The sequence below is a fragment of the Parabacteroides sp. AM17-47 genome (genome assembly GCF_003434625.1).
Lineage (GTDB): Bacteria > Bacteroidota > Bacteroidia > Bacteroidales > Tannerellaceae > Parabacteroides > Parabacteroides distasonis.
This window is the reverse complement of record NZ_QTLI01000004.1, coordinates 144,269-168,080: the sequence shown is the minus strand read 5'-3', so window position 1 is coordinate 168,080 and position 23,812 is coordinate 144,269. Positions and strand designations below refer to the sequence as shown.

At 48.1% G+C, this 23,812-nt stretch carries 23 protein-coding genes and 5 tRNA genes; 7 read left to right on the top strand and 21 right to left on the bottom strand.

Annotated features, from left to right (window positions below):
* Positions 1 to 23 precede the first annotated feature (23 nt).
* From rplL to DW205_RS04375, 17 genes are all read right to left on the bottom strand, one after another.
* Positions 24 to 401: a 50S ribosomal protein L7/L12 gene (rplL, locus tag DW205_RS04455; protein WP_005854220.1), complete on the bottom strand. Its 378-nt coding sequence runs from the start codon at positions 399 to 401 to the stop codon at positions 24 to 26.
* Positions 402 to 451: 50 nt separating this feature from the next.
* Positions 452 to 982, bottom strand: a complete 531-nt coding sequence (rplJ, locus tag DW205_RS04450; RefSeq protein WP_005867245.1) for a 50S ribosomal protein L10 — start codon at positions 980 to 982, stop codon at positions 452 to 454.
* A gap of 14 nt (positions 983 to 996) precedes the next feature.
* The gene (gene rplA / locus DW205_RS04445; RefSeq protein ID WP_005854218.1) at positions 997 to 1,695 is read right to left on the bottom strand and encodes a 50S ribosomal protein L1; all 699 of its coding nucleotides are present in this window, start codon (positions 1,693 to 1,695) and stop codon (positions 997 to 999) included.
* Positions 1,696 to 1,710: 15 nt separating this feature from the next.
* Positions 1,711 to 2,154 carry a 50S ribosomal protein L11 gene (rplK, locus tag DW205_RS04440; protein ID WP_005867244.1) on the bottom strand — a complete coding sequence of 148 codons (444 nt, stop codon included), beginning with the start codon at positions 2,152 to 2,154 and terminating at the stop codon, positions 1,711 to 1,713.
* A gap of 67 nt (positions 2,155 to 2,221) precedes the next feature.
* Positions 2,222 to 2,764, bottom strand: a complete 543-nt coding sequence (gene nusG, locus DW205_RS04435) for a transcription termination/antitermination protein NusG (protein ID WP_005854213.1) — start codon at positions 2,762 to 2,764, stop codon at positions 2,222 to 2,224.
* 11 nt (positions 2,765 to 2,775) lie between these two features.
* Positions 2,776 to 2,970, bottom strand: a complete 195-nt coding sequence (gene secE, locus DW205_RS04430) for a preprotein translocase subunit SecE (RefSeq protein WP_005854211.1) — start codon at positions 2,968 to 2,970, stop codon at positions 2,776 to 2,778.
* Positions 2,971 to 2,988: 18 nt separating this feature from the next.
* Positions 2,989 to 3,061 (bottom strand) — tRNA-Trp (locus DW205_RS04425).
* A 52-nt stretch (positions 3,062 to 3,113) separates the two neighbouring features.
* On the bottom strand, positions 3,114 to 4,301 hold the full coding sequence (gene tuf / locus DW205_RS04420) for an elongation factor Tu (protein WP_005854209.1): 1,188 nt from the start codon (positions 4,299 to 4,301) through the stop codon (positions 3,114 to 3,116).
* A gap of 49 nt (positions 4,302 to 4,350) precedes the next feature.
* A tRNA-Thr gene (locus tag DW205_RS04415) sits at positions 4,351 to 4,422 on the bottom strand.
* 10 nt (positions 4,423 to 4,432) lie between these two features.
* Positions 4,433 to 4,505: transfer RNA gene (locus tag DW205_RS04410), tRNA-Gly, on the bottom strand.
* 44 nt (positions 4,506 to 4,549) lie between these two features.
* Positions 4,550 to 4,632, bottom strand: a tRNA-Tyr gene (locus DW205_RS04405).
* Positions 4,633 to 4,651: 19 nt separating this feature from the next.
* Positions 4,652 to 4,725, bottom strand: a tRNA-Thr gene (locus DW205_RS04400).
* A gap of 93 nt (positions 4,726 to 4,818) precedes the next feature.
* Complete coding sequence (gene hpf, locus DW205_RS04395; protein ID WP_008778704.1) at positions 4,819 to 5,118, bottom strand: ribosome hibernation-promoting factor, HPF/YfiA family; 300 nt, start codon at positions 5,116 to 5,118, stop codon at positions 4,819 to 4,821.
* Positions 5,108 to 6,016, bottom strand: a complete 909-nt coding sequence (locus tag DW205_RS04390) for a tyrosine-type recombinase/integrase (protein ID WP_005854176.1) — start codon at positions 6,014 to 6,016, stop codon at positions 5,108 to 5,110. The genes hpf and DW205_RS04390 overlap by 11 nt, the downstream gene beginning before the upstream one ends.
* A gap of 73 nt (positions 6,017 to 6,089) precedes the next feature.
* Entirely contained in the window at positions 6,090 to 6,281 is a 192-nt protein-coding gene (gene rpsU / locus DW205_RS04385) for a 30S ribosomal protein S21 (protein WP_005854174.1), read from the bottom strand.
* 84 nt (positions 6,282 to 6,365) lie between these two features.
* Complete coding sequence (gene mtnA, locus DW205_RS04380; protein WP_005867240.1) at positions 6,366 to 7,403, bottom strand: S-methyl-5-thioribose-1-phosphate isomerase; 1,038 nt, start codon at positions 7,401 to 7,403, stop codon at positions 6,366 to 6,368.
* 14 nt (positions 7,404 to 7,417) lie between these two features.
* Entirely contained in the window at positions 7,418 to 8,275 is an 858-nt protein-coding gene (locus DW205_RS04375; RefSeq protein WP_005867238.1) for a hypothetical protein, read from the bottom strand.
* 401 nt (positions 8,276 to 8,676) lie between these two features.
* Here DW205_RS04375 and DW205_RS04370 point away from each other — a divergent pair, with 401 nt between their 5' ends.
* The 6 genes from DW205_RS04370 to DW205_RS04345 all read left to right on the top strand — a co-directional run bounded on the left by DW205_RS04370 (position 8,677) and on the right by DW205_RS04345 (position 15,607).
* A complete protein-coding gene (locus tag DW205_RS04370; RefSeq protein ID WP_005867237.1) occupies positions 8,677 to 9,312 on the top strand; it encodes an HU family DNA-binding protein in 636 nt (211 codons plus the stop codon).
* 44 nt (positions 9,313 to 9,356) lie between these two features.
* Positions 9,357 to 11,144 (top strand): aminopeptidase P family protein, encoded by a 1,788-nt coding sequence (locus DW205_RS04365; protein ID WP_005867236.1) that lies wholly within the window; start codon positions 9,357 to 9,359, stop codon positions 11,142 to 11,144.
* A 10-nt stretch (positions 11,145 to 11,154) separates the two neighbouring features.
* Complete coding sequence (locus tag DW205_RS04360) at positions 11,155 to 11,670, top strand: gamma carbonic anhydrase family protein (protein ID WP_005854163.1); 516 nt, start codon at positions 11,155 to 11,157, stop codon at positions 11,668 to 11,670.
* A gap of 157 nt (positions 11,671 to 11,827) precedes the next feature.
* Positions 11,828 to 13,021 (top strand): serine hydrolase, encoded by a 1,194-nt coding sequence (locus DW205_RS04355; RefSeq protein WP_005867235.1) that lies wholly within the window; start codon positions 11,828 to 11,830, stop codon positions 13,019 to 13,021.
* A 36-nt stretch (positions 13,022 to 13,057) separates the two neighbouring features.
* A complete protein-coding gene (locus DW205_RS04350; RefSeq protein ID WP_005867234.1) occupies positions 13,058 to 14,176 on the top strand; it encodes a carbohydrate-binding family 9-like protein in 1,119 nt (372 codons plus the stop codon).
* 27 nt (positions 14,177 to 14,203) lie between these two features.
* Positions 14,204 to 15,607 (top strand): C1 family peptidase, encoded by a 1,404-nt coding sequence (locus DW205_RS04345; RefSeq protein WP_005867233.1) that lies wholly within the window; start codon positions 14,204 to 14,206, stop codon positions 15,605 to 15,607.
* Positions 15,608 to 15,741: 134 nt separating this feature from the next.
* Here DW205_RS04345 and DW205_RS04340 read toward each other — a convergent pair whose 3' ends face one another.
* Together DW205_RS04340 and gltX are read right to left on the bottom strand one after the other, a co-directional pair.
* Positions 15,742 to 16,977 (bottom strand): 3-deoxy-D-manno-octulosonic acid transferase, encoded by a 1,236-nt coding sequence (locus DW205_RS04340; protein WP_121963060.1) that lies wholly within the window; start codon positions 16,975 to 16,977, stop codon positions 15,742 to 15,744.
* Positions 16,978 to 16,979: 2 nt separating this feature from the next.
* A complete protein-coding gene (gene gltX, locus DW205_RS04335; RefSeq protein WP_005867230.1) occupies positions 16,980 to 18,497 on the bottom strand; it encodes a glutamate--tRNA ligase in 1,518 nt (505 codons plus the stop codon).
* A gap of 95 nt (positions 18,498 to 18,592) precedes the next feature.
* Here gltX and DW205_RS04330 point away from each other — a divergent pair, with 95 nt between their 5' ends.
* Positions 18,593 to 20,632 carry an HD family phosphohydrolase gene (locus DW205_RS04330; RefSeq protein WP_005867228.1) on the top strand — a complete coding sequence of 680 codons (2,040 nt, stop codon included), beginning with the start codon at positions 18,593 to 18,595 and terminating at the stop codon, positions 20,630 to 20,632.
* Between the two features lie 106 nt (positions 20,633 to 20,738).
* Here DW205_RS04330 and DW205_RS04325 read toward each other — a convergent pair whose 3' ends face one another.
* Positions 20,739 to 21,230 (bottom strand): low molecular weight protein-tyrosine-phosphatase, encoded by a 492-nt coding sequence (locus DW205_RS04325; protein ID WP_005867226.1) that lies wholly within the window; start codon positions 21,228 to 21,230, stop codon positions 20,739 to 20,741.
* A 59-nt stretch (positions 21,231 to 21,289) separates the two neighbouring features.
* On the bottom strand, positions 21,290 to 23,752 hold the full coding sequence (gene priA / locus DW205_RS04320; RefSeq protein ID WP_005867224.1) for a primosomal protein N': 2,463 nt from the start codon (positions 23,750 to 23,752) through the stop codon (positions 21,290 to 21,292).
* Between the last annotated feature and the right edge of the window lie 60 nt (positions 23,753 to 23,812).

Sequence of the window (23,812 nt, the reverse complement as noted above, 5' to 3'; positions counted from 1 at the left end):
ACCTGGAAACCAGGTTATAAATACTATTTAAGCTCAACTTCAGCTCCAGCCTCTTCCAACTGTTTCTTCAATGCCTCAGCATCAGCTTTAGCGATACCTTCCTTGATTGCACTAGGAGCGCTATCTACCATATCCTTAGCCTCTTTCAAGCCAAGACCTGTTAATTCTTTAACTAACTTAACGATAGCTAATTTATTAGCACCAGCTGCTTTCAATACAACATCGAAAGAAGTCTTCTCTTCTGCAGCGGCAGCAGCACCACCAGCAGCAGGACCAGCAACAGCAACAGCTGCAGCAGCAGGTTCGATACCGTACTCTTCTTTAAGGATAGTAGCTAATTCGCTAACTTCTTTAACGGTCAAGTTTACTAATTGTTCTGCAAAAGCTTTCAAATCTGCCATTTTTGTATGATTTAAATGATTATTTATCTGTGTAATGTTTTAATGAAAAATTATCTTTCTTCCAAAGTCTTCAACAGACCATGGATAGTTTGTCCTGATGACTGAAGAGCAGAGATAACGTTCTTCGCCGGAGATTCCAACAATGCGATAACATCGGCAATAAGTTCGTTTTTGCTCTTGATATTTACTAATGCCTCAAGATTCTCAGCACCTACGTAGAAGCTTTCTTGTACGTAAGCAGCCTTCAAAGCCGGTTTAACGACTACACCTTTTTTAGCGTCCTTAGTAAAATCCTTAATCAGGCGAGCGGGAGCATTAGCGACTTGTGAGAACATCACAGCCGTATTGCCTTTCAAAGCTACGTTAAGATCAGAGAAGTCACCCTCAATGTTCTCCAACGCTTTCTTAAGCAAGTTATTCTTTACAACGACTAACTTAACCTCACGCTTGAAACACTCTCTTCTCAATTTGCTGGTTTTCTCAGCGTCCAACGCCTCGATATCCGTCAAATAGAAATTAGGATATTCCTTTAATGTTTCAGTTAATTGACCTATAACAGTTCCTTTATCTTCCTTTCTCATTGTTCAATTGTTTTTTAGTTTTCTTCAACTGATTTGGGGTCAATTTTAATACCCGCACTCATAGTACTAGAAAGATAAATACTCTTTATATACGCACCTTTAGCCGCAGTAGGTTTCAACTTGATCAAAGTTGAAATAAACTCCTTAGCATTGTCACGAATCTGTTCCGGAGTGAAAGACACCTTACCAACAGATGTGTGAACGATACCGCTCTTATCTACCTTAAAGTCGATCTTACCTTGCTTAACCTCCTTCACCGCATTTCCGATCTCATTGGTAACCGTACCACTCTTTGGGTTAGGCATCAAACCACGAGGGCCTAATACGCGACCAAGAGCACCGATCTTACCCATGATAGAAGGCATAGTGATGATAACATCAATGTCAGTCCAACCGCCTTTAATCTTATTAATATACTCATCCAATCCAACATAGTCAGCTCCAGCGGCAGTAGCTTCAGCTTCCTTGTCCGGAGTACATAATGCGAGAACCCTAACCTGCTTACCAGTTCCGTGAGGCAATGAAACCACGCCTCTCACCATTTGATTGGCCTTACGGGGGTCAACACCTAAACGGACATCAACATCTACGGATGCGTCAAACTTAGTTGTAGTAATTTCCTTCACTAAAGCTGAAGCTTCTTTCAATGTATATGCTTTCCCAGCTTCAATCTTGCCCAAAGCCAACTTTTGATTCTTTGTAAGTTTACTCATCTCAATTGAAGTTTATTAATTATTACCCGGGAATGTCCCTTTAACAGTGATACCCATACTTCTGGCTGTTCCCGCAACCATTCTCATGGCTGACTCGACAGTAAAGCAGTTTAGATCGACTAATTTGTCTTCAGCGATAGCTTTCACCTGCTCCCATGTGATCTCAGCGATCTTAGCACGGTTAGGTTGAGCGGAACCGCTCTTCTTCTTAGTAGCTTCCAACAACTGGATTGCCACAGGAGGAGTTTTAACGACAAAGTCGAAAGACTTATCGGCATAGTAAGTAATTACAACAGGTAATATCTTACCAGCCTTGTCTTGGGTCTTGGCATTAAATTGCTTGCAAAACTCCATAATGTTAATACCCTTAGAACCCAAAGCAGGTCCTACTGGGGGAGAAGGGTTTGCTGCTCCTCCTTTAATCTGCAATTTGATTTGTCCAGCAACTTCTTTAGCCATTGTTTCTAAAATTTTTTAGATATATAACATCAATAACAGAAAGGTAGCACTTTTCGTAACCAGAGTACTATTCTTTCTCAACTTGCATATAACCCAACTCAAGGGGAGTCTTGCGTCCGAAGACCTTAACCATCACCTTAAGTTTCTTTTTCTCGGCGTTGACCTCTTCGATTATACCCGTGAAACCGCTGAACGGTCCAAAAGTAATCTTCACACTCTCGCCAACATAGAACTGGATATCCAGATCCTCTTGTTGTTCCTGCAACTCGTCAACCGTACCCAAAATACGATTCACTTCCGCAGGGCGTAATGGCACGGGGGTATCAGAACCACCCAAGAAACCAATCACGTTTGGAATGTTCCGCAATCGATGAGCAACCTCACCGACCAAAGCAGCCTCGACCAGCACATAACCCGGCAAGTAAGCCCTTTCTTTCATGACCTTCTTACCGTTTCGTACCGTAAAGGTTTTCTCGGTCGGAATCAAGACTTGAGATACATATTCTCCCAGATCCGTATTCTTCAGCTCAGCCTCTAGATATTCCCGCACCTTGTTCTCCTTGCCACTGATGGCACGCAGAACATAAAATTTCTTTTGGATATCAGACATACCTTAACTGATTAGAAAATTTGGTTGTAGAAGAAACGCATAACAGCCTCGAAGGCCCCGTCAACAACAAAGATCAATGCGGCGATGATAAGGGAAGCAAACATAACAACAACCGCACTATTGGAAAGCTCTGCTCTCGTAGGCCAAGAAACTTTATAAACAAGTTCGTTATAAGATTCCTTAATATAAGTAATTATCTTTTTCATCGAATCTATAGATTTTAGCACGGAAGGAGAGGCTCGAACTCCCGACACCTGGTTTTGGAGACCAGTGCTCTACCGACTGAGCTACTTCCGTAGAAATAGCCAGCCCTTAAAAAGACTGGCTATAACATTATCTAATGTTTGAATTAGTTCTCTAATTCTGTGATCTGGCCTGCACCTACTGTACGTCCACCCTCGCGGATAGCGAAACGAAGACCTACGCTACATGCTACCGGATAGATCAACTCAACCTCGATCGTTACGTTATCACCCGGCATTACCATTTCAGTTCCTTCCGGCAAAGTGATCTCACCAGTTACATCCAATGTACGGATGTAGAACTGAGGACGATATTTGTTGTGGAACGGAGTGTGACGACCACCTTCCTCTTTCTTCAAGATATAAACCTCAGCCTTGAACTTAGAATGCTCTTTAACCTGACCCGGGTGGCAGATTACCATACCACGCTTGATCTCGTTCTTATCGATACCGCGAAGCAACAAACCAACGTTGTCACCAGCCTCACCTTGATCCAATAACTTACGGAACATCTCAACACCTGTAACAACAGATTTCTTACCAGCAGCGCCAAGACCGATGATCTGAACTTCCTCACCAACCTTAACAATACCTGTCTCGATACGACCTGTAGCAACAGTACCACGACCCGTGATTGAGAATACGTCCTCAACCGGCATCAAGAACGGCTTGTCGATTTCGCGCGGAGGCAGAGGAATCCAAGTATCACAAGCTTCCATCAACTCCATTACTTTATCTTCCCATTGAGCATCACCGTTCAATGCACCAAGAGCAGAACCACGGATGATCGGAGTGTTGTCACCATCGAATTGATAGAATGAAAGCAACTCTCTCATCTCCATCTCAACCAATTCCAACATTTCCTCGTCGTCAACCATGTCACACTTGTTCATGAATACAACCAATCTCGGAACGTTTACCTGACGAGCCAAAAGGATGTGCTCGCGAGTTTGAGGCATAGGACCATCAGTAGCAGCAACTACGATGATAGCACCGTCCATCTGAGCAGCACCAGTTACCATGTTCTTTACGTAGTCGGCGTGACCCGGACAGTCTACGTGAGCATAGTGACGGTTTGCAGTCTGATACTCTACGTGAGAAGTGTTGATTGTGATACCTCTCTCTTTTTCTTCAGGAGCGTTGTCGATAGAATCGAATGAACGCAACTCTGAAAGACCTTTCTTTGCCAATACTGTTGTGATAGCAGCTGTCAAAGTTGTTTTACCGTGGTCAACGTGACCAATCGTACCAATGTTCACATGTGGTTTCGATCTGTCAAATTTCTCTTTTGCCATAACTTAATTGTTCTTTATTTGATTAATGATCATGTTCAATTTTCAATTGAGCCGGTGCCGAGACTTGAACTCGGGACCTCTTCCTTACCAAGGAAGTGCTCTACCGCTGAGCTACACAGGCAACTTATAAGAGCGGAAGACGGGGCTCAAACCCGCGACCCTCAGCTTGGAAGGCTAATGCTCTATCAACTGAGCTACTTCCGCAAGACCGAATGAACCAACCGATTCTCTCCTTTGTCTCATTCGTGTGGGCAGTGATGGATTCGAACCACCGAAGGCGAAAGCCAGCTGAGTTACAGTCAGCCCCATTTGGCCACTCTGGTAACTGCCCATTCCAATACATTCTTTTGAGCCTCTTGTCGGATTCGAACCAACGACCCCGAGATTACAAATCACGTGCTCTGGCCAACTGAGCTAAAGAGGCGATACTTCTAAAAGCAGCCGTTTCGTCACCACGGCGAAACGGCTGCAAATTTAGATATTATTTCTTACATACCAAATTTATCTACCGTTTTTTTTATTTGGCTCTGATTTTTTCTTTGAATTTAACCAGTTGCTTCTCCAAAGCCTCAACACAATCGTCTATCGCCCCTTCGAAAGTATCGTTTATTTTATCAGCGAAACATTCCCCGTTCTTCACGGACAACATTATACTGGCTTGCTTGTTCTTCACCGTCTCAGGCTTAACCACCTTCAATGTAACCTCTGCCAATATAATACCATCGAAGTATTGCTCCAATTTAGAAACTTTCTTCTGAATAAACGCCTCCAACTGTGCAGTTGCGTCGAAATGAATTGCTTGAATTCTAACGTCCATAATAACCTCCTTCTTTTTTTGCTCTTGGATGAGCATGATACACTTTTTTTAATTCCTCAAAGGTTGTATGCGTGTAAACACTGGTAGACGCTAAACTGCTATGACCTAATAAATCTTTCACAGCGTTCAGCTCGGCTCCGTTGTTTAACATACTCGTTGCAAATGAATGTCGTAACACGTGTGGACTTCGTTTCGCCAGCATGGGTATCTCCGACAATTGCTTTTTTACTATATTATAAACAATCCCCGTCGACAACTGGTTCCCGTTCTTTCGAACGAAAAACCATTCACCGGCTGCTTCAACCTCACGATCACGGACTTCCGTGTATGCAAGCATTAAGTTTTTTAAACCCTCCGCAAAAGGAATCAACCGCTGCTTGTTCCGCTTTCCGGTAACCTTGACCTGCATCGCCTCATAATCCACATCCACGTTTCGTATGCCGATTAACTCTGAGCGGCGCATCCCTGTATCGTATAGCATCTCAATGACCAACCGATTCCTCACACCTTCAAAATCCTCATCAAATCCGTCCCCGTCCAACAACGCCTCCAACTCGCTATCCTTAATAAAATAAGGTAAGGGTTTCTTCGTTTTCGGACCGCTCACCAATCTCAACGGATTCGCGGAGACAATCCCCCGTTTCATGAGAAACTTAAAAAAAGATTTCAAAGAACTTAATTTCCGGTTTACCGATACGGGAGAAAGCTTCTCGTCCATCAAACTGACGATCCAGCTTCTCACGAAATCCGAATCGATTTCCCCGGGGTTGAATACACCTTCTCGATGCTCTCTTACATACCTCTGAAATTGGTCCAAATCTTTCGAATAGGCACCAATCGTATAATTGGAATAGTTCCGCTCATACCGGAGATAGTTTAGAAAGTCATCGATCAGCATATTCTCGTTGCATCAACATTCATGCAACGAAAATAGGAATAAGAATTCAATAAAACAAGCCCGGAAGCTATAATTATTCTTCTACTTGTTGCAAATGCTGTACGTAGATAGCACGCATAGTCTGCTTTCTCTTCGTAACAGACGGTTTCTCGAAAGCCTGACGGCCTCTCAATTCCTTGACTACACCTGTTTTCTCGAACTTTCTCTTGAATTTCTTAAGCGCCTTCTCGATGTTTTCGCCTTCTTTTAATGGAACTACGATCATAATTTAAATTGTTATATTGTTTAATTATTTATATCCTCAAATTGAGCGGCAAAATTACTGATTGTTTCGGGATTAGCAAAACTTTCAGCGATTATTTTTATAAAAGATGCCTTTCTCCGTAATTATAGCCGTGATTAGCTCGTGGGGAGTAATGTCGAAGGCGGGGTTGTAGACTTTTACGTCTTTCGGGGCCATACGCCTTGAATACCACATCTCGGTGACCTCATCGGGGTTACGTTCCTCTATTACAATGGAATCGCCGTCCGGGCACGAGCTATCGATGGTGGATGTCGGGCCTAATACATAGAAGGGGATCTTGTAATGCCGGGCCAAGATAGCCACTCCGGACGTGCCGATCTTATTCGCCACGTCGCCATTGGCGGCTACACGGTCGCAACCTACGACCACGGCATGCACCCAGCCTTTCCGCATGACGATAGAGGCCATATTATCGCAAATCAGCATCACGTCCACGCCGGCCCTGCTTAGCTCATAGGCCGTGAGCCGGGCGCCTTGCAACAAAGGACGGGTCTCGTCGGCGAAGACCTTGAAACCATAACCTCTCTCCTGCCCCAGATAAATCGGCGCCAAGGCGGTGCCATACTCCGAGACCGCCAGATGTCCGGCGTTGCAATGCGTAAGGATTCCCATCCCAGGACGGAGTAGCGCCAGACAGTTCTCGCCGATCTGCCGGCAAGCGGCGGCGTCTTCCTCCCGGATCGCGATCGCTTCCTTATATAATAGCTCTTTCCATTCCGGGACAGACAAGGTTGGATGAGCGACCAATACCCGCTCCATCCGGTTCAGCGCCGCCACCAGATTCACCGCTGTCGGACGGGAACCGGCCAGATACTCCTTGATCTTCCGAAACTCATTCACGAAAACGGATTTCTCCGCCGTATCGATCCGACGGGCGCAGACATAGATACCATAAGCGGCCGCTATCCCGATAGCAGGTGCTCCACGTACCTTTAATTTATAGATGGCATCCCATATCTCCTCGGCAGTGGTAAGGGTCAGATACGCTTCCTTACCCGGCAGCAGAGTTTGGTCCAAAATGATCACACCGTCCGCTTGCTCGTTGAAACGCACGGTCTTTAAATCAGATAGAGTTTGTATCATTCGATATGAATATATTAATAGTTCACGGGACCCAGCGTAGCTTCTATCGCCACCCCTGCGGCGGTAACCGCTATCGCCCCTACGACAAGGCCTGCCGTAGCCCCATGAGTCTCTTTCACGTAAAAGAAATCGCCGGATTGCTGCTGTCCCTCATCGAAATACCGGGGAGCCACGTCGCCGACCTTGATCAATTTCGCCAGATAGAAGTTCCGCTCAAAAGAGGAATGCTTCAAGGGCTTCCCATTGGTCCCTCCGGCGAACAACGTCAGGTAGCTACGGAATCTCAGCGGAGAATCTTCTTCCGTAAAATCCTTCACTCGGATATTTACGGTGGTGTTTGCTTTCGTTGTCATTTGCTCCTTTACATACTCTTCCTTCGGGATCTCGTTAAACGGGAAGTTGGCTAATTGCAAAGGCGTATTGACTAATTTGGAATGCGGCGGGATAAACTCAACGCCCTTCGGCAAACTCACATCACCGGAGAAGGAACCTTCCGAGTAGCTCCACCCGCTGCTGCTCCTATCGCTCCAATGAAAGGAGCTACCGGATGCCACGTTAGAGCTCTCGCCTCTCACCGAGGCCACTTTCGGATCGTAGGTGGTAGCCACGTCATCGATAATCAGCGCCGACCGCCCCCAATCCACATACAAGGGTTCATCCAATTTATTATAAATGGTAATAGTAACCGGGGCGTTCTCTCCCCAGAAACGATAAGAGATACGTACCGTATCGTTTTCCTGCACAAAATCACCTCTCTCATTCTTCTCCCCAACGGGGTCATTCGAGTTCAACATCGAATAATAATAAGAAGAACATGCGCTCAAGCCGAGAAGCAGAGCCGCAAAGACAAAAAGATAAAGCAGATTCCTCATGGCACTTCTTATTTGTTTCTACAAAGCTAGCAAATTATTCCTTGATATCTATTGGGTGCCTTATCTTTAACTTGATTTAAAGGGATCGGTTCACAAGGTTGTGGACCACAAGGCTGTGAGCCCATACACGTTTATCATAACCTTTAGCTCTTTTATCCGGAATCCTTACCCTTTTCTCTTTTATATATTGTACCTTTGAAGCTGAAGTATTCATCATCTACCATCTGTTGGACAATCATCCAACAGATGGTAGATGATCGTCCAACAGTTGGTGCATGATCATGCAACGGCTGTTGAAAGATGAATTCTTCTTGAAGAAACCGCTAAGCTCGCCTATAAAAACGAGTAAGCGATCTAGAAAAATCGGACAAAAGATCTATAACCATTTAAACACAGCACAGATGTCAGCAAATTACAAGTTAGTCAGAAATCCCAACCCGAATCCAGAGGAATCCGGGAAGTCATTACCCCTACATCCTCGTTTGGTCTCTTGCGGGACGATACATACGGATGAGTTCATCAGCAGAGCGAAGTCCCGGTCTTCTTTCTCTCCCGCGGATATGAAAGGGATCTTGCAGCTTTTCCAAGACATGATGGTGGACTTCCTCATGTTCGGTTATAACGTGGAGCTAGAGGGGATCGGTACTTTCAGCGTCTCACTGAAAAGCCGGCCCGTGATGGAAAAGAATGAGATCCGGGCGGAATCCATCCATTTCAAGGACGTGAAGTTCAGATCGTCCAAGGAACTAAGAGACCGGCTGAAGACCATGCCGGTGTTTCGTGACGAGTACACGGTTAGCGATCCCGCATATCCCTCCGCCAAGGAATGCGAGCAAGAGGTATTCCGTTATCTGGAGACGAACCCTTTTATCCACCAGAAGAAGTATATGTCGCTCTGCGGATGCTCCAGAAGTAAGGCTTCCCTCGACTTGCGGCGGCTGGTAGAGGAAGGGAAACTGCGGTGGGAAAAGCTGGGTACTTCCCATCTATATTATAAGGTAGAAGAGCCGGTTTCCGGCGAGACAAATCCAAAATAATTCATTAACTTTGCGAGTATTAATGTTGACTAAAATAAAATGCGATGAAAACAAACATTCCTGAACGTATCGCCGCCCTACGGGAGGCTATGAGGCAACAGAAGGTTGACGCTTACATCATACCCAGTTCCGACCCGCATCTAAGCGAGTATCCGGCCGATCGCTGGAAATCGAGAGAATGGATATCCGGCTTCACCGGCTCGGCGGGAACGATCGTGGTCACCGCGGACAAGGCGGGCTTATGGACTGATTCCCGGTATTTCCTGCAAGCGGCCAGCCAGCTGGAAGGTTCCGGTATCGAACTCTATAAGTTGGCGCTTCCGGAGACACCGTCTATCACGGAATTCCTCTTGCATGAGTTACACGCCGGACAGGCCGTAGGGCTGGACGGGCAAACCTATAGCGCCGCCGAAGCGAGTGCCTTGGCAAATAAACTAAGCCGTAAAGAAATCAAGCTGGATACCTCAGCCGACCTGATCGAGGGTATCTGGAAGGACCGTCCCGCCGTTCCCGGAAACCCGATATTCGAGATGCCGGAAGCATTAAGCGGAGCCTCCGTGCACGAGAAACTAGACCTAATCAATAACCAGTTGCGGAGCGAGGGCGCCGACTGCTTGATCCTCGCCGCCTTAGACGAGATCGCGTGGACATTCAATATCCGGGGTACGGACGTGACCTATAACCCGGTCGTAGTCAGCTACGCCTTCGTATCGGAGGATGAGAGCGTGCTTTTCATCAAGCCGGAGAAGCTGACCGCCGAGATCACCGAGCATTTGAAGAAAGAAGGGGTTACGCTGGCCGAATACTCCATGATCCAGAGGTATCTGTCCCGCCTACCGGAAAATAGCCGGGTATTCGTGGATATGAACAAGACGAACGTCTCCTTATACGACGCGATCCCGGGAAGCTGTACGATCGTGGAAGGGATCTCCCCCGCCAACCACTTGAAGAGCATCAAGAACGAGACCGAGATCAAGGGATTCCAAAACGCCGTGGTAAAAGATGGTGTCGCCTTGACAAAATTCTATATCTGGCTGGAGAAACAAATGGCGGAAGGAGCCCAAGTTACAGAGATCAGCGCCGCCGAGAAGCTGACAGCCTTACGTGCGGAACAACCGCAATACATCATGGATAGCTTCGGCACGATCTGCGGCTACGCCGAGCATGGAGCGATCGTTCATTATTCCGCTACGCCGGAGACGGACGCGACCTTGAAGCCGGAAGGATTGCTTTTGATCGATTCCGGCGCGCAATATCTGGACGGTACGACGGATATCACCCGCACGATCGCCCTTGGAGAGCCGACGGAGCAGATGAAAAAGGATTTCACCCGTGTGTTGAAAGGTACGATCAGCTTGGCGAAAAGCAAGTTTCCCGCCGGTACACGAGGTTCCCAGATCGATATCCTTGCCCGTAAAGCGCTATGGGATTCCGGCATTAATTACTTGCACGGAACCGGTCACGGTATCGGCCATTGCCTGAACGTACACGAAGGCCCCCAAAGCATCCGCATGGAGGAGAACCCGGTGACCTTGAAGCCCGGAATGGTGATCAGCGACGAGCCGGCCATGTATCGTACCGGCGAATACGGTATCCGTACGGAGAACATGATCTTGGTACGTGAGGACAGCGAAACGGAATTCGGGAAATTCCTAGGATTCGATACGCTGACGCTTTGTTTCATCGACACGAGCTTGATTATCATCCCCATGCTCTCTGTCCGTGAGCACGCTTGGCTGAACAAGTACCACCAAATGGTATACGACAAGATCAGCCCGTTCTTGAACGAGGAGGAGAAAGCTTGGCTGAAAGAGAAAACAACAGAAATTTAAACAACTAAAAATGGCATTAATTAAATCCGTTCGTGGCTTTACCCCGAAGATCGGTAAAGACACTTTTTTAGCAGACAACGCCACGATTATAGGTGACGTAGAGATCGGTGAAGGTTGCAGTATCTGGTTTGGCACCGTGCTTCGCGGCGACGTGAACTCGATTCGCATCGGCAACGGCGTAAACGTACAGGATGGTTCCGTCCTTCACACCTTATATGAGAAATCGACGATCGAGATCGGCGATGATGTATCCATCGGCCATAACGTAACGATCCACGGGGCGAAGATTTGCAATGGCGCCTTGATCGGAATGGGCTCCGTGGTATTGGATCACGCCGTAGTAGGCGAGGGAGCGATCATCGCCGCAGGTTCCGTAGTACTAAGCAAGACGATCGTCGAGCCGGGCAGTATCTACGCCGGAGTTCCCGCTAAGTTCGTCAAGAAGGTTGATCCCGAGCAAGCGAAGGAGATCAACCAGAAAATAGCCAAAAACTACCATATGTATTCTTCTTGGTATAAAGAATAAGGACATGTATTTGATTATTTGAATTATAAACCATATATTTGTATCTATGAAAAAAAGGACAATAATATGGAGTTAGTAATCTTTCTTGGAGTTGTCGGGATTATTTGCCTAATAGGCTTAATTTACACGTATACCCCTTCAGGCAAAAAGTGGTTACATGAAAAATAATTCAAATAAAGGAATTCAAAACAATAAACACTATTTGTCTCGAAGCGTGAGATGGATAGTGTTTATTTTTATAGTAGGAATCGGAGGGTATCTAACGTTACCCTCCAATTATTATTTGCGCAGAGCGCTTACTCATTTATTACCCAAGATCGATCAATATCCGATTTTCGAGAACCGGGTCGTAAAAGCAGGTTCGCCCCGCCCTTGGGAACTATCGGAAGCTTACAATACGAAAAGTATTCCAGAGCGTTATCTTCCCCGGTTTGAGGAGCTGGGTACGGTTGCCTATGTAATCATCCAAGACAATCGACTGCTATTCGAGCAATATTGGGAAGATTATTCCCCGGAATCGCATAGCAACTCCTTCTCGATGGCGAAAAGCATCGTCTCGTTAGCGATCGGCTGCGCTATCGACGATGGATTTATCCGCGATGTCGATCAACCGGTAAGCGACTTTTTCCCGGAATTCAAGGGATACGACGGAAAGGCCCTAACGCTTCGCCATTTGCTGACCATGAGCGCCGGCGTGGATTTCGACGAGGCTTACAGCTCTCCTTTCTCTCCTACCACCCAGTTGTATTATGGCGATGACCTACAGGAAATCGCCTTCGGGATGAAAGAGATCGACGAGCCCGGCGTAAACTTTATCTACCAAAGCGGCGTGACACAACTGCTGGGCTTTATCGTGGAGAAGGCTACCGGGGAGAAACTCAGCGATTATGTATCCCGCAAACTATGGACTCCGATGCACGCTGAGGAAAGCGCCCTTTGGAGCCTCGACCGGAAGGACGGCATGGAAAAAGCCTATTGCTGTTTCAACAGTAACGCCCGTGATTTCGCCCGCTTCGGACAATTATTACTCAACAACGGTCAATGGGATGGCCAGCAATTGATCTCTCCCGCTTATTTGGCGGAAGCGACAAGCCCCGATACCCGTCTTGTCTATAAGGATCTCGGCAAACCCAACCATTGTTACGGATTCCAATACTGGATTCTCGATTACAAAGGGATGAAGATCCCTTATATGAGAGGAATCTTGGGGCAATATGTCTTCACGCTCCCGGAAAAGAACGCCGTGATCGTAAGACTCGGGCACAAACGCAGCGATACTTATACCGCCGACCAACATTATCCGGACGATATAAATACATGGTTGGACGCGGCGATGGACTTACTTCAATAAGAATCTATTTATCAAACGATCTAAAAATAAACGCACATGAGAAAAACGATTTTAACGACAGCGCCATTGGCGGCACTCCTATTGCTTTCTTGCGCACAGAAACCCAGTACGCAAAAGCCGGACATCACGTATATGCCGCAACCACCGTTCAATCCGCCGACGTATGTTTGCTACAAGGCCCCCGCTCCTATCAAGATCGACGGAAAGCTTTCTCCCGGGGAATGGGACGCGATACCTTGGACCAGCGACTTCGTGGATATCGAAGGAGACAAACGCCCGGCCCCTCACTTCCAGACCCGGGCCAAGATGACTTACGATGATAACGGAATGTACTTCGCCGTCCTTATGGAGGAGCCGCACGTATGGGCGACCATCACGGAACACGACGCCGTGATCTTCCATGACAACGACTTCGAGATCTTCCTGAATCCTACGAACGACACCCATAATTATCTGGAGTACGAGGTGAACGCCTTAGGTACGGAATGGGACTTGTTCTTAACCCGCCCCTACCGGGATAATCCGCAAGTATTGAATAACTGGGAGTTCGCTGGAATGAAATCCGCTGTTTATGTGGACGGTACGCTGAATAACCCGAAAGACACGGATAAATCATGGAGCGTAGAGGTATTCATTCCTTGGACTTCCGTATTCCAAATGGACAGAGGAAAAGAAAAGCCGGAAATCGGCGAGCAGATCCGTGTGAACTTCTCCCGTGTGGAATGGACAACGGACGTGAAAGACGGTAAATACGTGAAAGTCCCTATCCAAGGAGAGGATAAGATTCGCGAGTACAACTGGGTATGGGCGCCTACCGGGGTAATCAATATCCATATGCCCGAATACTGGGGTTATGTTCAAATATCGGATAAGATTGCGGGAGAAGGTGAGACTCCTTTCGTAAAACATCCTTCGGAGGAGACGAAATGGATCTTGCGTAATTTATATTACCGTCAGAATGAGTTCGCCGCGACCTTCGGGCATTATGCCGATAACATCAACGACTTGAAGGCAAACGAGTTATGCCCGCAAGAGATCGCCAATCAACTGGAAATACATACGACACCTTCCATGTATGAGATATCGCTACCCGCACCAGACGGTACGGTATGGAAGATCCGGCAAGACGGTCTGGTATGGCCTAAAAAGAAATAACACAATTTATTAATCAACTAAAATATCATGAAGCAAAAGAATTTATGGATAGCGGCCTTGGCTTTAGGCATCACGCTATCGGCTCACGGACAACAAAGCGGTGGAGGCATCTCACCCACGATGTTGCAGCAAATCAAACAGTCTTATCAGGGAACGCCGGCCGATAAGGCGATCCGTAACGCAATCACCAATAACGACATCAACAAGCTTGCCGTTAATGGGGAGAGCAAGAACAATTTGGATACTTACTTCTCCAATAAGGTAGAGAGCAAAGGGATCTCCAACCAACGTTCCTCGGGCCGTTGCTGGCTTTTCACGGGATTGAACGTATTCCGTGCGCAGGCGATCCATAAATACGACATGGGTGAATTCCAATTCTCCCAGAATTATTCTTTCTTCTGGGATCAATTGGAGAAAGCGAACCTTTTCTTACAGGGCATCATCGATACTCGTCTGAAACCGATGGACGACAAGATGGTGGAATGGTTATTCAAGAACCCGATCGGAGACGGAGGGCAGTTCACGGGTGTCTCCGATATCTTGACCAAGTATGGCGTGGTTCCCGCCGAGGTCATGGTAGAGACCAACAGTAGCAACAGTACCGGACGCATGAGCAACCTGATCGGATTAAAGCTGAAAGAATACGGCTTGCAACTTCGCGACCTGTCTACGACCAAAGGCACGACCGTAGCGGATCTGGAGAAAAAGAAAACAGAGATGCTAGGTACGATTTACCGTATGCTCGTATTGAACTTGGGAGAGCCGCCTACGAAATTCACGTGGACTCGCAAAGACGCTAAAGGGAATCCGGTAGAGACGAAGGAATATACGCCTCAGTCCTTCTTCCAAGAATATATCGGGGACGATTTGAAAAACAACTATGTCATGTTGATGAACGATCCGAGCCGCGATTATTATAAGCTGTATGAGATCGATTACGACCGCCACGCTTACGATGGCAAGAACTGGACGTACGTAAACCTTCCGATCGAGGATATCAAACAAATGGCTATCGCTTCCATCAAGGACAGCACCATGATGTATTTCTCTTGCGACGTGGGCAAGTTCTTCGATCGTGACAGAGGTATTCTGGATGTAAACTTCTACGATTACGGTTCACTGATGGGTACGACTTTCGGCATGGATAAGAAACAACGTATCCAAACATTCGCCAGCGGTTCCTCACACGCCATGACCTTGATGGCTGTTGACCTCGACGCAAATGGAAAGCCGAAGAAATGGATGGTTGAGAATAGTTGGGGCCCCGGAGCGAACGCCGGCCACCTCATCATGACAGACCAATGGTTTAATGAGTATATGTTCCGTCTGGTAGTCAACAAGAAGTACATCACGGATCAAGTAAAAGAGATCTTGAAACAAACACCGACTCGCCTTCCCGCTTGGGACCCGATGTTCGCTGAAGAGGATTAAAATAAAATACGGATGAGATAGACAACGCGAATCGTTCAATTACCAATCCGTACATCTATCTCATCCGTATTCCATTGCTATATCAAAAGAGTCTGGGCATACAATCACTCGAATAGCAAACCCGGCTTTATCTATTAACGGATATGGATTTGCCGCAAGATTTGATCCGTCGCTCCTACACTGTTTTTCACAAAATCACCGGCAGCTTGCCCGGAGGTTTCCAAGGCTGTCGGGTCGGTCAATAACTCGTCCATCTTCGTTCGGAAAGAGGAATCGTCTGTGATGGAGAAACCACCACCTACGGCGATCAGATCCTTCGCCTCCTTAAACTTATGGTATCTCGGGCCGAATAAGACCGGCATCCCATAAACGGCGGCTTCCAACGTGTTGTGGATACCCGCTCCGAAACCACCACCGATATAAGCGATCTGTCCATAGCGATAAATGGAAGATAAGAGTCCGAAACTGTCGATGATCAAGCAATCCTTATCGGCCAGATCATCCTCATGCGCCTCCGATAGACGGACGGACGGACGTTTTAGCATCGCCTCGATAGAAAGGAGATGTTCCCGGTGAATCTCATGCGGGGCGATAATCAACTTCATCTCCGGATGCTCATGGAAATAAGGGATAAAGATCGCCTCGTCTTGAGGCCATGAACTGCCGGCCACCATCACGATCGGCCTCTTACCCTCCTTGCTTTCCAAGAAACGTTTGATAAACGGAAGCTCACGAGCTTGCTTACGGACATCCAACACCCGATCAAAACGGGTATCGCCGGTCACCGTCACATTCGTGATACCGAACTCGTTCAAGAGTTTCATCGAACGCTCGTCCTGAACAAAAAGATGATTAAAATAAGATAGCATCTTCCGGTACGGCTTTCCGAACCATTGGAAAAATAGCTGGTCGGGGCGGAATATAGCGGAAATGATATAAACCGGTATTCCCCGCTTCCGCAACTCACGCAAATAGTTCCCCCAAAACTCGTACTTGATAAATATGGCGATCGCCGGGTTCGCCAAATTCAGGAACTTCTTCACCCGGAAAGGCGTATCGAAAGGAAGGTAGCAGATCACGTCCGCTCCCTTGTAATTCTTCCGTACCTCATAGCCAGAGGGAGAAAAGAAAGTCAGCAACACCTTATACCCCGGATGTTCCGCCTTGATCTTCTCGATCATAGGGCGCCCTTGCTCGAACTCGCCCAGCGAGGAGGCATGGAACCAGATGTATTTAGCGTTCCGGTCGATCTTCTCACGAAGTATGGAATTTGTTTTCCATTGCCCGAATCGCATCAGTCTCGCCTTTTTATGGAAAGGCGAGATCAAAGCGACTACAAAAGCGTAGAGATGTATTGCTAAACTGTACATGATTATTTTAATATCTCGATAGCCCGTTGGATACGGCGGATAGACTCCTCTTTACCTAAAGCCTCGGTGATATCAAAGATGCCGGGGCCCTTGCCCTCGCCAACCAAGGCCAGACGGGCGGCGTTCATGATATTCCCCAAATGATATCCCTTGCTCTCGATCCAAGCCTTGCACTCGTTCTCGGTACCTTCTACGTCGAACGGCTCACGGGCACGCAATTGCTCGATAAACTCACCCAATTGAACAGCCGAATCTTCCTTCCAGCGTTTCTTGCGAGTCTTCTCATCGTACTCCGTCGGGGCGATAAAGAAGAAAGAGCAAAGATCCCATAACTCACTCACGAAATTGACACGGCCTTTCATCATACCGACTACTTTCTCTACATAAGCATGGGTAGTCTGGATACCGTGGCTTTCCACGATCGGCAAGAATAGGTCAGCGATCTCCGTATTACTCTTCTCCAGCAAATAGTGATGGTTAAACCATCTGCCTTTCTCATAATCGAACTTAGCACCGCTCTTGCTGCAACGAGACAGGTCGAACAAACGGATCAAATCATCCATGCTCATCACCTCTTGATCGTTACCCGGATTCCAACCCAGCAAAGCAAGGAAGTTTACGACAGCCTCGGGGAAGTAGCCACTCTCACGATAGCCCGATGAGACATCACCCGTCTTCGGATCGTGCCATTCCAAGGGGAATACAGGGAAGCCCAGACGATCGCCGTCACGCTTGCTCAACTTACCATTACCTTCCGGTTTCAACAGCAACGACAGGTGGGCGAAACTAGGCATCGTATCTTCCCAACCGAAAAAACGATATAATAATACGTGAAGCGGCGCGCTCGGCAACCACTCCTCACCACGGATCACATGGGTAACCTCCATTAAATGGTCGTCAACGATATTCGCCAAGTGGTAAGTAGGCAATTGGTCAGCCGATTTATATAATACTTTATCATCCAAGATAGAGGAGTTGATAACGACCTCGCCACGGATCAAGTCATTCACATGGATATCCTCATTCGGCTCGATCTTGGCACGAACCACATACTGATGACCGGACTCGATTAGGTTCTGAACCTCTTCAGGGGAAAGTGTCAACGAGTTGCGCATTAGCGAACGGGTAGAGGCGTCGTATTGGAAATTGGCGATCTCCTTCCGTTTCTCCTCCAACTCGGCAGGCGTATCGAACGCTATATAAGCATGGCCATCGTTCAGCAATTGATCGACATACTTCTTGTAGATCTCACGACGCTCGCTCTGGCGATACGGGCCGTAGTTGCCGCCGAAGCTCACGCCCTCGTCGAACTTGATACCTAGCCAAGTCAAGGCCTCGATGATATAGTCTTCCGCCCCGGGAACGAAGCGTTGGGAATCCGTATCCTCGATACGGAGAATCATATCACCGCCATTCTGTTTAGCGAATAAATAGTTGTATAAAGCCGTGCGGACACCTCCGATATGCAGCGCCCCCGTAGGACTAGGCGCAAAGCGTACTCTTACTTTTCTTTGAGTCATAATACTTACATTCTATAATAATGCGGCAAAAGTACGCCTTTTTTTCCGCTTAGTGAAGTTTTTTACGTATATTTCGGACGCTAAAAGGAATCTATATGAAACAAAAGAATTACAATATACCGACCGTGGTCTACTTCGTGGTGACCGCATTACTTATCGCCTACTTCTTCCCCCGGGAGGGAAAATTCCGTTATCAGTTCTATGAAGGCAAGCCTTGGAGGTACGGATTGCTCACCGCCCCGAGCGATTTCCCGATCTACAAGACCGACGACGAGGTAAAAGCGGAGAAAGACAGCGTACTCCGTAAGTTCGAGCCTTATTACCGCATAAACCCCGGCATCCAAAAGGAAGAGATCGAGAAACTGCGCGCCAACTACAATAACGACAATAGCCTGCGAAGCAAAGTATCCCCCGCTTACATGCAGTACATCGAGAGCAGTCTAATTAACTTATACAAGAACGGTATCATCTCATCGCAGGATCTGGACGAGCTACGGAAAGAGGAATACTCACGTGTCAACCTCTTGGAGAACGCCGTCGCACAGCCCCGCTACGTGAGCGACTTCTTCACCGTGCGCACCGCCTACGAGTTCATTATCAACAACTGCCCGTCACGGCTGGACAAATCCATCCTGCAATCGTGTGACATCAATAACTACCTCACCGAGAACATATCCTATGCCGCTGACATGTCCGACAAGATCAAGGAGGATATGCTACAGGGCGTATCGATCGCCAACGGCATGGTACAAGCCGGAGAACGTATCGTAGACCGGGGCGAGATCATTGACAACCATACCTACAACGTGCTCCGTTCCCTAAAGGCCATACACGAGGCTAAGACCGGGGGCACGCAGACGCAAGGCATCATATTGGCCGGACAATTCGTGCTCGTCTTCGGGCTAATGTTCTGTTTCTGGCTCTACCTATGGTCTTTCCGCTTGAAGATATTCCACAACCGGAAGAACGTACTATTCTTGATCCTCTGCATATTCGTGAGTTGCATCCTTACGGAACTATGTGTTACCTACGCATTATTCAACGTATATATATTGCCGTTCGCCATCGTACCGATCGTAGTACGTACCTTCTTCGATTCCCGGACGGCGCTTTTCACGCACCTTATCATCGTGCTGATCTGCTCGTTGATGGTACCTTTCCCGCATGAGTTCCTGTTGTTGCAAATCGTGGCGGGTATGGTAGTGACGTTCAGCTTGAAGGAGTTGAGCGAACGTTCGCAACTGATCCGTTGCGCCGTCTTCATCTTCCTCTCCTACGCCGCCTGCTACCTCAGTCTCACGTTGTATCAAGAGGCGAACTTAAACAAGATCAACTGGATGATGATGCTTTATTTCGGTATCAACTTCATCCTGCTGATGTTCACCTACGTATTGGTATATATGTTGGAGAAGACGTTCGGATACGTGTCCAGCATCACGCTGGTGGAACTGTCCAACATCAACAACCCGATCTTGAAGAAGCTTAGCGAGACTTGCCCGGGTACGTTCCAGCACTCCTTACAGGTATCCATCCTAGCCTCCGAGGCGGCTGCCAAGATCGGTGCGAACTCGCAATTGGTCCGTACCGGCGCCCTTTACCATGACATCGGAAAGATGAGCAACCCAGTCTTCTTCACCGAGAACCAGACAAGCGTGAACCCGCATAACCAGCTGGCATTCGACCAAAGCGCGCAGATCATCATCAGCCACGTCACCGAGGGCGTGAAGATCGCCGAGAAGGCCCTGTTACCCAAGGCGGTTATCAGCTTCATCCGTACGCACCACGGGCGTGGCAAGGCGAAGTATTTTTACAACTCTTTCAAGAACCAATACCCGGACAAGCCGATTAACGACGAGCTATTCACCTACCCCGGCCCGAATCCCTTCTCGAAGGAGACCGCCGTACTGATGATGGCCGATTCCGTGGAAGCCGCCTCCCGCAGCTTGAAGGAACATACCGAAGAGAGTATCAGCGCCTTGGTGAACAAGATCATCGACGGGCAGATCGCCGACGGCTTGCTAAAGAGCGCTCCGCTGACCTTCAAGGACGTGGAGACCATAAAGAGCGTATTCGTAGACAAACTGAAAACCATGTTCCATACCCGAATCAGCTATCCGGACTTGAAAAAACAATAATTATCAAGCAGATAGGCATACAGCCATCGGCACAGAACCATAATGCCTATTGTAAGGTTCTTATAATCGCAGTTATAAGCATCTTACAATGGGCATTCTAGCAACCTTACGATGGGCATCGTAATAATCGGCAATATTCCAACAACCCGGCGCAAGCGTCTTCCAATAGATCCAAGACCAGCTCAAAGCCCTCGGCACCGCTATAATAAGGATCCGGGACGTGATCGTACAACTTATTCCGGGAGAACTCGGTCATCCGATGTATCTTAGCTACGGATTCCAGATCGGGAGCCATCCGTTTCAAATCCGTTATATTTTGGTCGTCCATGCCGATAATCAAATCGAAGTCATGGAAGTCCCACTGACGTACCGGACGGGAGATCGAATCCAACGAATATCCCCTGCGAGCCGCATGCGCCCGCATCCTTGAATCTGCCCGGTCTCCCTCATGATAGCCGGTGATCCCGGCGGAATCGATCTCGATCCGAGCTTCCAGCCCCGCATCCTTCACCAACTTCTTCATTACCGCCTCCGCCGAAGGGGAACGGCATATATTTCCCAAACACACAAACAACAACCGTATCTTTTCCTCCTTCATCCCTAAGCTCCTTTCCTTTAATTTTCAATTTTCAATTCTCAATTCTCCATTTTCAATTCTCAAGCCGGGTCCACATCATAATGAACCAACAACTGCTTAAATAGCGCATATCCCTGCATCTCCGCATGAATCCCCTCCAATATCTCACGAAGCGGAGCGATCCCGGCGGATATCTCGATCTTCAAGACGATCTTCTTGATATGAAGCGTCTGTACCCGAGTGATAGGCGGCGTAACCGGCCCCAACACCCGCTCACCCAAACGAGCACGAAGTTTCTCGGCGTATAAAGCAGACATTTCCTGCAAAGCCTCCTCATTCCGACTTCGAAGGATCAAGACGATCAAACGGTAGTAAGGCGGGTAACGGAACATACTACGCTCGCTCAATTGCAAGCTCACCATTTCCTTATAAGCAAAATGCTGCACCATACGGATCAAAGGATGCTCCGGCTGAGTAGTCTGCAAGATCACCGTACCCCGCTTATCCCGTCGTCCGGCACGTCCGCTAACCTGTACCATCAATTGATAAGCCCGCTCGTGCGCCCGGAAGTCAGGGAAATTCATCAGGCTATCGGCACTCAGGATTCCGACCACGCTGACATTCCCGAAATCCAATCCCTTCGACAACATCTGGGTACCAATCAAGATTTGTGTCTTCCCCTTCTCGAAATCCGAGATGATCCGCTCGTAAGCCGTGCGGGTACGGGCCGTATCGAAATCCAGCCGCTCCACCTTCGCCGCTGGGAATTGCCCAGCGATCTCCTCCTCTACCTTCTCCGTACCGAAGCCTTGCATCTTGAACTCCGTCCCCTTACACTCGGGACATACCTGCGGCAAGCGGTAGGTATAACCGCAATAATGGCAAACCAGCTGATTATGCGCCTTGTGATAGGTAAGGCTAACGTCGCAATTCACGCAACGAGGCACCCACCCGCACCCTCGGCACTCGATCATCGGGGCGAATCCCCGGCGGTTCTGGAATAGGATCGCCTGCTCGCCCCGGGATAGGGCCTCCCGCACCTTCTCCACCAACAGAGGGGAGAAAAGGGTATCTTTCATGATCTTCTTGCGCTTTAGCTCCTTCACGTCCACCGTAATAATCTCCGGCATCAAGCAATCACCGTAGCGGGTAGATAACTCAACCAGACCGTATTTCCCCGCCGTAGCGTTGAAATAAGAATCGATGGAGGGAGTGGCGGAACCCAATAAGGTCTTACCGCCGTGCATACCCGCCAAGACGATGGCAGCGTTACGGGCATGGTAACGGGGTGCCGGGTCCTGCTGCTTATACGTATTCTCATGCTCCTCGTCCACGATAATCAAGCCCAAGTCCTTAAACGGAAGGAAGAGGGACGAACGGACCCCCAATACCAGCATAGGCTCGTCGTTATGCAATAGCTTATTCCAAACTTCCACCCGCTCGTTATCCGAGAACTTAGAGTGGTAGACCAATAGCTTATCCCCGAATAATTTCGCCAGCCGTTCCGTGATCTGGGTCGTGATAGCGATCTCCGGCAACATATATAAAACCTGCCGCCCCAGCCGCAAGACCTCATGGATCAAACGGACGTATATCTCGGTCTTACCACTGGAAGTCACGCCATGAAGCAAGCAGACCTCTTTCGTCTTGAAAGCCTCATGGATCTCTCCATAGGCTTTCTCTTGCGCCGGACTGAGCGGATTCGGCTCTTGCAAGCGGCAGACAGATACTTGCAAACGACCCACCTCTTTCTCGTAACTCTCCAAGATACCCCGTTTCAGCAGCCCCTCCAATACCGCAGAGGTATAACCACTGCGTTCCAATAGCTCTTTCTTGGAAAGCTCCTTCGATAAAGCGGGATTCAAGGTATGGCTTAAATCCAAGAAGCTGACCAGCAGAAGCTCTTGCTTCTTCGCTCGTTTCAAATCCTCGAACACCGCCTGTAATTTCGTCTCATCCCGGTAAGCCTCGGCCAAACGGATAAACGCCTGTGTCTTGGGAACGAATCCTCGCTTTAGCTCCTCGCTCACCTCGACCGCCCCTTTCACCATCAAGGAAGAGACGATCGGGACAACATTTCGAAGACCGGTCTTCTTCTCCAACTCCGAGATCGTCAATTTCAAAACCCCGCTAAAAGCATCCAGTACCGCTTGCTCGTTCGGGCGCAAGGGGGCGGTGGCCTCGAAATCCTCATTATAAGTAACCGCCGTCTCGCTTTCCAACTTTAAGCCGGAAGGCAAGGCCGCCTTATACACGTCGCCCAGCTTACATATATAATAAGAAGATATCCATTTCCAGAAACGGAGTTGCGGACGGCGGAGCACCGGCGTGGCATCCAGCAAAGCGTAGATCTCCTTCGTCTCAAAATCGGATACCGGTTCCCGGTCGTGTACCTCCATGACGATAGCCGTATAATATCGTTTCTTCCCGAAATGCACGATCACCCGGCAACCGGGAGTCACGGCTCTCTCCAGATCTTCGGGTATCCGATAGGTATAGCTATTCTCCAAAGGAAGGGGAAGTATGACGTCCGCATATTTCATTCAAACAGGTGTTTCATTACGAGCCCAAAAATAACAAAAAAGGCCGGACTTCTAAAGCCC

Coding starts and splice junctions, on each gene's coding strand:
- rplL (WP_005854220.1), bottom strand. CDS start 401: ATGGCAGATTTGAAAGCTTTTGCAGAACAATTAGTAAACTTGACCGTT.
- rplJ (WP_005867245.1), bottom strand. CDS start 982: ATGAGAAAGGAAGATAAAGGAACTGTTATAGGTCAATTAACTGAAACA.
- rplA (WP_005854218.1), bottom strand. CDS start 1,695: ATGAGTAAACTTACAAAGAATCAAAAGTTGGCTTTGGGCAAGATTGAA.
- rplK (WP_005867244.1), bottom strand. CDS start 2,154: ATGGCTAAAGAAGTTGCTGGACAAATCAAATTGCAGATTAAAGGAGGA.
- nusG (WP_005854213.1), bottom strand. CDS start 2,764: ATGTCTGATATCCAAAAGAAATTTTATGTTCTGCGTGCCATCAGTGGC.
- secE (WP_005854211.1), bottom strand. CDS start 2,970: ATGAAAAAGATAATTACTTATATTAAGGAATCTTATAACGAACTTGTT.
- tuf (WP_005854209.1), bottom strand. CDS start 4,301: ATGGCAAAAGAGAAATTTGACAGATCGAAACCACATGTGAACATTGGT.
- hpf (WP_008778704.1), bottom strand. CDS start 5,118: ATGGACGTTAGAATTCAAGCAATTCATTTCGACGCAACTGCACAGTTG.
- DW205_RS04390 (WP_005854176.1), bottom strand. CDS start 6,016: ATGCTGATCGATGACTTTCTAAACTATCTCCGGTATGAGCGGAACTAT.
- rpsU (WP_005854174.1), bottom strand. CDS start 6,281: ATGATCGTAGTTCCATTAAAAGAAGGCGAAAACATCGAGAAGGCGCTT.
- mtnA (WP_005867240.1), bottom strand. CDS start 7,403: ATGATACAAACTCTATCTGATTTAAAGACCGTGCGTTTCAACGAGCAA.
- DW205_RS04375 (WP_005867238.1), bottom strand. CDS start 8,275: ATGAGGAATCTGCTTTATCTTTTTGTCTTTGCGGCTCTGCTTCTCGGC.
- DW205_RS04370 (WP_005867237.1), top strand. CDS start 8,677: ATGTCAGCAAATTACAAGTTAGTCAGAAATCCCAACCCGAATCCAGAG.
- DW205_RS04365 (WP_005867236.1), top strand. CDS start 9,357: ATGAAAACAAACATTCCTGAACGTATCGCCGCCCTACGGGAGGCTATG.
- DW205_RS04360 (WP_005854163.1), top strand. CDS start 11,155: ATGGCATTAATTAAATCCGTTCGTGGCTTTACCCCGAAGATCGGTAAA.
- DW205_RS04355 (WP_005867235.1), top strand. CDS start 11,828: ATGAAAAATAATTCAAATAAAGGAATTCAAAACAATAAACACTATTTG.
- DW205_RS04350 (WP_005867234.1), top strand. CDS start 13,058: ATGAGAAAAACGATTTTAACGACAGCGCCATTGGCGGCACTCCTATTG.
- DW205_RS04345 (WP_005867233.1), top strand. CDS start 14,204: ATGAAGCAAAAGAATTTATGGATAGCGGCCTTGGCTTTAGGCATCACG.
- DW205_RS04340 (WP_121963060.1), bottom strand. CDS start 16,977: ATGTACAGTTTAGCAATACATCTCTACGCTTTTGTAGTCGCTTTGATC.
- gltX (WP_005867230.1), bottom strand. CDS start 18,497: ATGACTCAAAGAAAAGTAAGAGTACGCTTTGCGCCTAGTCCTACGGGG.
- DW205_RS04330 (WP_005867228.1), top strand. CDS start 18,593: ATGAAACAAAAGAATTACAATATACCGACCGTGGTCTACTTCGTGGTG.
- DW205_RS04325 (WP_005867226.1), bottom strand. CDS start 21,230: ATGAAGGAGGAAAAGATACGGTTGTTGTTTGTGTGTTTGGGAAATATA.
- priA (WP_005867224.1), bottom strand. CDS start 23,752: ATGAAATATGCGGACGTCATACTTCCCCTTCCTTTGGAGAATAGCTAT.